Origin of the sequence: Rahnella sp. ChDrAdgB13 (genome assembly GCF_017655185.1) — a bacterium.
Classification (GTDB): Bacteria; Pseudomonadota; Gammaproteobacteria; order Enterobacterales; family Enterobacteriaceae; genus Rahnella; species Rahnella contaminans.
Genome location: NZ_JAEMGT010000096.1, coordinates 1 through 9,763, shown reverse-complemented (window position 1 = coordinate 9,763; position 9,763 = coordinate 1). Strand labels below are relative to the sequence as shown.

9 protein-coding genes are annotated in these 9,763 nt (G+C 42.3%); 3 read left to right on the top strand and 6 right to left on the bottom strand.

Going from position 1 to position 9,763, the window contains the following annotated elements; genetic code table 11:
• The 3 genes from J8X26_RS21520 to J8X26_RS21510 form a co-directional block, all read right to left on the bottom strand.
• The coding region (locus J8X26_RS21520; RefSeq protein ID WP_208951902.1) for an ash family protein at positions 1-403 on the bottom strand (403 nt) is incomplete at its 3' end.
• Positions 404-416: 13 nt separating this feature from the next.
• Complete coding sequence (locus J8X26_RS21515) at positions 417-647, bottom strand: hypothetical protein (RefSeq protein ID WP_120160891.1); 231 nt, start codon at positions 645-647, stop codon at positions 417-419.
• Positions 644-904, bottom strand: coding sequence for an AlpA family transcriptional regulator (locus J8X26_RS21510; RefSeq protein WP_208951901.1), 261 nt, complete (start codon positions 902-904; stop codon positions 644-646). Before J8X26_RS21510 ends, J8X26_RS21515 begins: the two co-directional genes overlap by 4 nt.
• Positions 905-1,470: 566 nt before the next feature.
• On the opposite strand from J8X26_RS21510, the gene J8X26_RS21505 reads away from it, so the two are divergent.
• Entirely contained in the window at positions 1,471-2,256 is a 786-nt protein-coding gene (locus J8X26_RS21505; RefSeq protein WP_208951900.1) for a hypothetical protein, read from the top strand.
• A 6-nt stretch (positions 2,257-2,262) separates the two neighbouring features.
• Positions 2,263-2,439 (top strand): ogr/Delta-like zinc finger family protein, encoded by a 177-nt coding sequence (locus J8X26_RS21500; protein WP_208951899.1) that lies wholly within the window; start codon positions 2,263-2,265, stop codon positions 2,437-2,439.
• A gap of 582 nt (positions 2,440-3,021) precedes the next feature.
• Here the strand turns inward: J8X26_RS21500 and J8X26_RS21495 are convergent.
• On the bottom strand, positions 3,022-4,512 hold the full coding sequence (locus J8X26_RS21495; RefSeq protein ID WP_208951898.1) for a hypothetical protein: 1,491 nt from the start codon (positions 4,510-4,512) through the stop codon (positions 3,022-3,024).
• Positions 4,513-4,979: 467 nt separating this feature from the next.
• Between J8X26_RS21495 and J8X26_RS21490 the strand changes: the two genes are divergently transcribed.
• Positions 4,980-6,719: an LA2681 family HEPN domain-containing protein gene (locus J8X26_RS21490; RefSeq protein WP_244370767.1), complete on the top strand. Its 1,740-nt coding sequence runs from the start codon at positions 4,980-4,982 to the stop codon at positions 6,717-6,719.
• 556 nt (positions 6,720-7,275) lie between these two features.
• Here the strand turns inward: J8X26_RS21490 and argG are convergent.
• Both argG and J8X26_RS21480 read right to left on the bottom strand, forming a co-directional pair.
• Complete coding sequence (argG, locus tag J8X26_RS21485) at positions 7,276-8,637, bottom strand: argininosuccinate synthase (protein WP_208951896.1); 1,362 nt, start codon at positions 8,635-8,637, stop codon at positions 7,276-7,278.
• Between the two features lie 332 nt (positions 8,638-8,969).
• Positions 8,970-9,521, bottom strand: a complete 552-nt coding sequence (locus J8X26_RS21480; RefSeq protein WP_280118842.1) for a cysteine hydrolase family protein — start codon at positions 9,519-9,521, stop codon at positions 8,970-8,972.
• Between the last annotated feature and the right edge of the window lie 242 nt (positions 9,522-9,763).

Sequence of the window (9,763 nt, the reverse complement as noted above, 5' to 3'; positions counted from 1 at the left end):
TGGAAGAATTATTATTCAACTGCATGGATATAAAGGATATTATTCCCGATAAGTTTAATGCGTAAGCCCTGGTGGCAGCCTCCATTGAGTAATGGTTATTGCTACCACTTGAGTTCTCACGCTCTTGGGTGGTAGCCCAGACGGGGGTGAGAATACCGGCCTCAATGAACACCGGCCAGCCCGAAGGCTGCCCCGCCTGAGCCACCATTGCTTGATAAGCACAGCGGTTAAGAAACCACTGAGCAGATAACAGGTGCGCTAAGGCTACGACATAAAAAAACACGCCAGGCGCGTGTTGTGTCGCCATTGAGTTGCTCGGGTTCTCACGCCCGGCTGCCGATTTTGCGGCAGCACAAAAACTATAGAGCAGGGGCTCGCCAGAGAAAAGCCTTTTTTGAAGCATTAGCCGTTTCTCCTTAGCAATCGGTCAGGACTTGATCGGACTGCTGCGGATTTGATCGGAAGTGTGAATCATCCTCTGAACTAACGCTTTCGGCTGTCACGGATAACACGCCCAGGGTATTGCTGGTAAACGCAGGCAAAGGGTTCTTTCTGCCGCAGGCGGCAGCCATCAGGCCTTCAGCCAGATAGGCCGCCTCTTGTGTATTGAGCTGGATATTATGATGACCGACAGACAGAGAAATCATTGCATGGTCTCCTGAGCGCGGGCGGCGATGCGGTCATTCATCCAGCTCTCAATCTCGGAGGCCAGCCAGGCCACGTTCTTACCACCGAGAGAAATCTGGGCAGGAAATTGCAGACGGCTGATCAAGTCGTAGAGGGTGGAGCGGGAGAGGCCGGTGGTGTGGATCACTTCCGGCAGTCGCATAAAGCGATCGCGTGGGTAAACCGGTGGCATCACAGGGGCAGAAGAAGGGGGCGTATTTTGAGCGGCGGAGAGCATGGTGCTACCTCATATTTGTATCCGACTGGAAGCGTCCAGTACCGGCTGTTTCGTTAAGGAGCCCCCTATTGTGAGAATATTTTTGCTTTTAGCAACAAGTGGTTGCCGCTAAAACTTTTAGAAGAGAGTGCTTGTTTTTTCCTGGTGACATCAGGTGACACCAGACAAAATGCCAACTAATGCCAATAGATGCCATTGTTGCTAGGTTGGTTATTTAATGAACACAAAACAAACTGTTTTAACGATTGATCATGTACCTATTAATAGGAAAAAAGATTAATTTATTTTTGGCTAGCCAGAAAAAGGCTTTTGCAGAGAGTGAATAGTAGTGAACAGTGAGTGAATACCTTCAGATGAAGTGTTCACTGCTTAACTTAATAATTTTATTATATTTTATTTTAGAGTGAACAGTAGTGAATAGTATTTATAGAAATATAAACTCTCTCCACTTTCATGGATTACGTCCCGCCCGTTGTACCAGCGCTGAGCAAACGCCATCGGATAGAAATGTTGTGCCAGCCTCCCCACAATATCCTCACATTGACAACACATTGCTGAGGTATGCCATGAAACCCGATTCAACCAAAATCGTCGAAGCCGTTATCCAGGACTTTCTTCAGGTCAAAGCCGGTCACAACGAAAAGTCATCATCAGGAAACGCGGAAGGTGCTATCCAACACTTTGAGCAGGCCAAAACGTCGTTTGCGGAGAAAAAGCAGGCACTGGATGAAATTGAAAGTTCGATTGCGCGATGCGCCCAGGAAAAAGAAACGGCGAACAGCGAAATCAAAGAGAACGAAGAGAGCTGGCGTTCGCGTTTTCGCAAGTCACGCGGGGTTATGACTGACGAACTCAAGAACGCGCACAGTCAGCGGGCTATTCAGCAGGGATTAGTTAAAGAGTTCGATGACCTGATTGAAGAATTGAATGTCGAGAAACAGTCGGCGATGTTGCATTGTGCTAATGCTGGTGGAGCGTTGATTAGCGCTCACCGCAGCGCACTGAATGCCTATGCTGATACACAGTGGCGCATGGCCATCAACAATCTCAGTCCGGCGCTTGTGCGCGCTGTAAAACTTAAACTTCTGGCGTTATCCACCGTAAGTTATCAGGAAACACAATCCGGTCATTATGTAGAGCCCGCCAAAATTGTCAGCTCTGAAATTGGCAAGGCGCTTGTCGGGGCGGCTAGCATAGGGCAGTTCAATATGGATGCAGAACCTGTACTGGAGAAAATAGGGATGTATTCCCCTGCGTTGCCTGGCGTCGATGAAGCGCTATTACAAAGCCCTATAAAAAGGGAGTTACTTGCACGTAAGCTGGCAGAACGTGCTGCTTCAAAGAAGGAGTAACAGCAAATGATGCGCTGCCCGCTTTGCAGCTCTGTCTCGCACATTCGCACAAGCCGTTATATCACCGAACAGACAAAGGAGTCTTATTATCAGTGCACCAGGCTTGAATGTTCATGCGCATTTAAAACAAATGAAAGTGTCAGTAAAATAGTTAAAAGAGAAAATCTGAAACAGAAAATATAAATTTCAGCTCGTTTAAATTTCTCAGAAAATAATCTCAAACGCCGCTTTGGAATAAGGCGGCATTTTTCATTGATACGATGCAAAACCGCCCAACCTGACAGCTTTTTCTCTGGCTAGCCTGTCCTTGCGAGCTCTGCATGCATAAGGTGCATGGTTTTGCATGCAATTCGGAGTGTCAAAAATGGCTCAAAACCCTTGTTACACTGGCTTTCAGTTGTTTTTCTTCATGCATTAAAACCAGTGAGCTAAGTCAGCAGCGGGCAGGCGGGGAGAATTGCGCGCACCGAGGTGTGGTAGAAGAAAATGATACAGCTTGCCCTCTACTTCGCTGTTTCCACTATCGAGCGACGGTTGCAATTCATAGCTCATTTCCACTGGGAATTACTACTGCTCAATCCCTGGTTGCAACAGCACTGTTAATTCTCAACGGCAGTTTTGTGTCAGCACCGGAATTTTCTAACAACAATCTGTGTTAATCATTAGGGAGCATGTCAGGGCTTTTTTTATGTTATGCACCTGCATGAAACCACTACTTAACGCGGGCAGGCGAAGCGGAGCTATGAGCGAACTGCGACCTGGAAATTAATTATTCCTACGATTTAATCTCCTAGCTTTTTTCTGTTGCGTTCTGGATCGTGTTTTTTGTTTTTTAACGTTTGATTTTCTTTTTTCTTCTGAGGGGTAATCTCCTGACAATATTGGGTACTGATATTCTGTTCCTGAGAAATGTTTAACCCCATCAGGTTGTAGAATATTGAATTCATCCCTGTCTTTTTGAGCATTTTCGTAATCTTCTTTCTCCCAACATGTTGTGTCTAAGTAAATCATGTCTTCACCGCCGCCACCGTTTCTAGGCTCGGTCGCAATACCTACTACGAAATCTATGGCAGGTTGGAGCAATTTTGTCGATGTACAATAGATACGAAGTAGTTCTTGTCTATATTTTCGGTAATCCTCATAATTTTTGGCTTCTGGAGGGATTGGGACCAAAAGCCAGATGTATCCATTTTGAGCTATGGTTGGAGACAGTATTACGCGAGCAGCACCTCTACTAGGATCTGAGGATTCAATTTTCTCAAGTATTGAATTAGATAATACTCGGCGAGCAACCCTCCTCTCTGAGGCCATTATTTTCAAACCCAATATAGCATCTGATAATAACCCCCCCCTCTCATAGATTAATGTTCCAGCTAAAACATGTTTTCCGAAATGCTCTATGAATCCGTCCCAAAAATATGATATTTTATCTTGTTTTTTACCTCTGTTATATTGTGGGAGGCTTTTTAATGACTCGTAATGTCCTTCAAGGATAACCGCCTTTTGGTTTTCTTCAATATAAAAGCCTGGTTCCTTACCTTTGTGTGCACTCATAAGATAGTGCGCAAGAATTTCTTCTTCTCCGGCCGCACTAGCTAGCTGCCCAGATGATATGAATTTTTCTTTCTTTTCAATGTAGTCAACAAAATCAGAAATTGTATCTAACTCAGTTAGTATTATATCTAAGGCTACGTCATCAAAAACATGTATGAAAGATTTGTTTGCAACAGGATGACCAATCATAAAAGGGTGTTCGAAATGCTCATTACCAGAAATCCCAGGGTTTATAATTAAGCTTCCTGATCCGCCTGCTAATTTTGAGAAGCGTTGAGAGGCATTTTTAGCGACAGCAATACGATGAATTTTTATTTCCTGTTTTGATGGTATTTCAAGAGGGAAAGGAATAGTGCATTTTTTGTCTAGGAATAGCCTGTCTGGCCTATCTCTGATCCAACTTTCTGCACCATATAATTGGTTTGCGGATTTTAAAACGGCTTTTTTTACCCACCGACTCCAATCAACTTTCATATTACCAGTATCTTTAAATCCAATATCCTTATCAGAGAATATTATGACATGCTTATCAAAAGCAACTAATAAATCACAAAGCTCTTTACCATCACCATTAACACTTTTTTTTCCTTCATTGGTATATATATTGGGATAACTCCATAGGTTAAGGAAAGATTTATTGCAAAGGTTAGCTAAATATCTTTCAGATTCATTAAAGCCAATTTGCTTTTCCAATTCTGTCATTTTAAATTCCTTCAAAAGTGCAATCTGTAGACCATTGCATTATTTAATTTATCGTTTACACTATAAAGCAGGATTATATTTTTCTCTGAAATTTTTATCAACATGTGCAAGCTGTATCTATACCCAAGCATTTTAAAAGGCAGAACAATGTAATATTGTCGACTAAACTGCTCGTTGTTGATAAACACAATACTGTGTTAGGTTCGCTGTCGGCTCGTAGCAGTCATTGTGCACTTCTTGCCGACCGCTATGTGCCAGAAGCGGAAGTTGAACCAATGCGATATGTTAACTTGTTGGGAGTAGATCATTTTTTATGTTCCTTAACTTAAATACCAGATCAGCAGTATAGACCAAATCCGCATATAATTTACATAATAAATAATTGATTAAATAGTATATTATACGTTTAGTTTTGAATCGAAACTTGCCATTCAGTTCGTATGAACAGTTAAGGAGTCACTTTGTTATTGAAAAAAGATAAACTTGACGAGTTTAGTAAACGTGCGGATGAATACATCATCAACGGTGATCACGTTTCTTTATCTGCGTTAGTCGAGAGTTTTACAGAACAGGATTTTACCTTTACTCACCCTTTATACGAGGCACATTATCTTTACTGCTTAGGGAATTGTTACTCTGTACTTTATGAAACACGTAAAACGGAGTGGTATTCAGATGATTTGATGAAATCGGTCATCTTCTACAGGAAAGCTTTACATGCGCTACCTAAAGAAGACTGGAGAGAAGACGAAAATAATACTCATGCGTATAATAGTCTTAGGTCTATGATTGAGACAAATTTAGCTAATCGCCTTTCGTCACAAGGCAGAACGCTATGTTGCATTCCCCACTATGATAAAGCTATTTCTATAGATAATAATGTTGTGGCAATTATAGCAAAAGCCAATAATGAAATTTTTCTTGGCCATTCACTTTATGATAACGGGCATTCAGAATATCATTACTATATCGCTTATGAACTTGTAAGAAAAGGAATTGAGAATATTGATCAACTATATCCTGAACAAAGAACGCCACTTGAGGAAGGCGGCGAATTATTCAACTTTAAAAAATGGTTCGAGGAGTTATTCGAAACATCGCACTTCGATTATTTTAAAGAGTATACTGAAAAAACCACATCCAAAAAACAGAAAAAATATTTAGAGTGGTGTGCTAGTAAAAAACTCTTTCTTAATGACTTGAATGATGCTTGTGAATATCCAATTACTTATCAGGATGTTTTTGAATTACCCTCATTCGTTCAATCGCTTAATAGCTCTCTCACTATGTTTGAAGAATTATCTTATCACGGTAATTATGATGAGTTAAAAAATGATTACTGTTATGCTCGGTACTTGATTTTTTCTTCAAAAGATATACCAGATGATACCCCTCATATGTTCAATTCAACATATCAACATGTTGAAGATATGACTTACTCAATTAATAATTTGAAGGTTGCTCAGTATAAGTCAGCATTCAGAGCAGTATATTCAATTTTTGATAAAGTAGCATATTTAATTAGTCGCTTCTTTGATTTGAATGATCTAAAGTATGACAGGAAAATCAGTATAGATAATTTGTTTCGTGATCTTACAGGTAATAATAAAAAATGGAAACCGCATAAAAAGCTGAAGGATAGCGATAATCATTTTATTCACGCTTTATTCTATATATTAAAAGATATCCGTAAAGTTGGTGACTCTGATTTAGCAACAAAGTGGTTAGATCCAAATGCAGTGGCATTCGCAGAGATTAGAAATGCTATGGAACATCGTTCGTTAAAAATAGTTGATGATTTTGGCTATGAACTTGCAGTATCACATAATACTTACAATGATGAAGAATTTAGAAAGATGCAAGAAGAAGTTAATACGCTACCAGATGAAATTAGGGGGGTTGAATTAAAAATTGAGCAAACAAGAAAAGAGAGGGGTAATTATTTACCTAAACAACTCGAAGAGGAGGTTAATAAGATGAATTCAAGGCTTATAGATTTAAAGTCAAAGATTTATGAAAAAGAAAAACTATCTTCTCATTCTCTTTTAATACCAATAAGCCAATTTGAATCAAGACTTATTCAACTCATTGGATTAGCTAGAAACTCAATAATGTATTTATCATTAGCTATCTATTTTGAAGAGCGCAGGCGTCCGAAAGATAGTATCTACATGCCAAGAGAAGTACCACTAAAGCAAAGTTTGTGATTGTTCCAAGAGCATTTTTAATGTCAAGATGAAACTTATTCCTCATGGGGCATTAATGCCCCTGACCTGCTGCCGTAAATAAACATACCCAATGTCAGCTCCGCTCTTCGCCCGCAGCCGCCTGTCAATATAGTCTGGTCGGGCTAGTTTTTGTTGGTGATAGTTAACTTAAATGCAAACAGCTAAGAGCTTTCATTAACAGCAGTTAGTAAATTGGAAAATAGCGTGTTGTAAAATTCTCTACGAAAGGTAGAGCGAAGAGTTGCGTATAGAAATGTGTATAAAAAATTAACTTAACAAGTTTTATTTCATAATTATCATTATGTTAGCTATTAATTTTCGTTCCCTTCACCCGCTCCAAAAACTTCCTTCTCTAAACCTCTTTATTACCCCAAAAAATTTGCTCCCTAATCCCGTTTATTCGTATTTCCCGTACGACGTTTTTAGCTGCCTAAATTTTGATACCAGAATATAAAACGATGCAAATCAGCCCCCTCACCGGCGAAGGAGAGGGGGCTGATTCATGTAAGTTCCAGCAAACTCGTTTTAGCTAAAATTACTTATTCTTTACCTGCAAGCCGCGTGGCAGATTATTGTTATCCACCTGCGGTAAACCGGTAGAAGCAGATGAGGTCAGTAAACCTGTCTCTACGTAGTTTTGCAGCTTCTCACGGGTATCGGTGATATCCAGATTACGCATGGTCAGCTGACCAATACGGTCATCAGGAGAGAATACAGAATCACCTTTCTCCATGGTCAGACGTTCTGGTTTGTACGTCAGATTCTCAGACACGGTATTCATGATGGTGTAGTCGTTGCCGCGACGCAGTTCCAAAGTGACTTCACCGGTGATTTCGCTGGCGACCCAACGCTGAGCGGAGTCACGCAGCATCAGAGCTTGTGGATCGAACCAGCGGCCCTGATAAAGCAGACGACCCAGCACACGGCCATTCGCATGGTATTGCTCGATGGTGTCTTCGTTATGGATACCGGTCAGCAGACGCTCGTAGGCGATGTGCAACAGTGCCATCCCAGGAGCTTCGTAAATGCCACGGCTTTTGGCTTCGATAATACGGTTTTCAATCTGATCGCTCATACCCAAACCGTGACGACCGCCGATGCGATTGGCTTCCATCATCAGCTCAACGCTGTCGTCAAAGGTCACGCCATTCAATGCAACCGGATAACCCCGTTCAAAACGGACAACCACTTCTTCCGCTTTGACGACCACATTCTCGTCCCAGAATTTTACGCCCATAATCGGGTTAACGATTTTGACGCCGGAATTCAGGAATTCCAGATCTTTGGCTTCGTGCGTCGCGCCCAGCATATTGGAGTCAGTGGAGTAAGCTTTTTCGGTCGACATTTTGTAGTCAAAACCGGACTGAATCATAAATTCAGACATCTCATGACGACCACCCAGTTCATCGATAAAGTCGGTGTCCAGCCACGGTTTATAAATTTTCAGTTCAGCATTGGTCAGCAGGCCGTAACGATAGAAACGTTCGATATCGTTACCTTTATAGGTGCTGCCGTCGCCCCAGATATTTACGCCGTCTTCTTTCATTGCGGCAACCAGCATGGTGCCGGTCACAGCACGTCCCAGCGGCGTGGTGTTGAAATAAGTCACACCGGCAGTGGTATTGTGGAATGCGCCACACTGAATAGCGGCAATGCCTTCGGCAACCAGCTGTTTACGGCAATCAATCAGGCGAGCTTTCTCGGCACCGTACTCCATCGCTTTACGCGGAATGGCATCGTAATCCTCTTCATCAGGCTGGCCCAGGTTGGCCGTGTAGGCATAAGGAATCGCTCCTTTCTTTTGCATCCAAAGCAGCGCGGCACTGGTGTCCAGACCGCCGGAGAATGCAATACCCACACGCTGATTGATAGGAAGGTGCTTAAGAATAGTTGTCATCGATAAAATCCTGTATGAATTAGGTCAGTCTGGTAAAGGTCTCAATGCCTATATTAATATCGCAAAACCGGCGTCGGGTAAAAGAAATTTTGCATATTTATGCGCATTTAATTGCATGACTATTTAGTAATCACGCGTGGGAAGCGTTGTTTCATTCAAAATCTCTTAAAATGTTGATGCGATATTTTTACGGGTTTTGTCTTGCAGCTATGAGGTTAAAATCTAAAGCGGGAAGCCACCAAAGTAAACCAGCGTTTAGACGTGGGTTTTACTCTGATGACACATCCATCACCTATGCCAAGTGTCTTCAAACTATTAATTTTGAAAACTATTTACTGGTGCCAGAATTCATATTCATCGGTTGAAATCAGCTTAACGAACGGGCCGTTTAGCGTCCGGTTGTGGTGAGCAATAATTGCCGGGGCGGGCAAAATGGGCGTATCCATTGTGGTATGCGCATCTGAAATCAGAACAGGGCGAAATCCCAGATCGGCTGCCGCACGGCAAGTTGTATCAATACAAAATTCGGTTTTCATCCCCGCTATAACCAGCTCATCAATTGATTTTTGATGCAGCCAGTCTCCCAACCCGGTTCCCGAAAAGCAGCTCGGACGGGTTTTATCGAAAATTTTATCCTGTGAGTTATCAATTTTGAGCTCCGGCACTAATTGTGTCAGTGGTGTGCCCGGCGCAAAGGGGGAATCTGCGGGCCCGGTATGGCGGGCAGCAAAAATGGGTATTTGTGAGTGGCGGGCTTTTTCAATCAGGCAATTGATATTGGCGAGCACCCGCAGGCCATCGTGGGGTTTATCCGGGCCGTTAAACAGGCCGACCTGCATATCAATAATTAATAATGCACGTTTTTTTATCAGGGGATCAGACAAGATATTTCTCCTTAAAGTGCCGTTTTGGCCAGGAGAAAAAATGATAACCCGGCCATTGCGAGCGGGTTGTGTTGGATTCAGTTTTTCTAACGCACAGCATCCAGACAACCCGTTAACAGGGTTGTGGTCGTTGTTGTCCGGGTAACGCGCAGGAATTTTTTCATCACCTGACAGGCTTTGTTGAATAAATCGAACTTTTTGCCGTAATCAGGATCAGATCACCACATTCTCGATCCTGTAGC

Coding starts and splice junctions, on each gene's coding strand:
- J8X26_RS21510 (WP_208951901.1), bottom strand. CDS start 904: ATGCTCTCCGCCGCTCAAAATACGCCCCCTTCTTCTGCCCCTGTGATG.
- J8X26_RS21505 (WP_208951900.1), top strand. CDS start 1,471: ATGAAACCCGATTCAACCAAAATCGTCGAAGCCGTTATCCAGGACTTT.
- J8X26_RS21515 (WP_120160891.1), bottom strand. CDS start 647: ATGATTTCTCTGTCTGTCGGTCATCATAATATCCAGCTCAATACACAA.
- J8X26_RS21495 (WP_208951898.1), bottom strand. CDS start 4,512: ATGACAGAATTGGAAAAGCAAATTGGCTTTAATGAATCTGAAAGATAT.
- argG (WP_208951896.1), bottom strand. CDS start 8,637: ATGACAACTATTCTTAAGCACCTTCCTATCAATCAGCGTGTGGGTATT.
- J8X26_RS21500 (WP_208951899.1), top strand. CDS start 2,263: ATGATGCGCTGCCCGCTTTGCAGCTCTGTCTCGCACATTCGCACAAGC.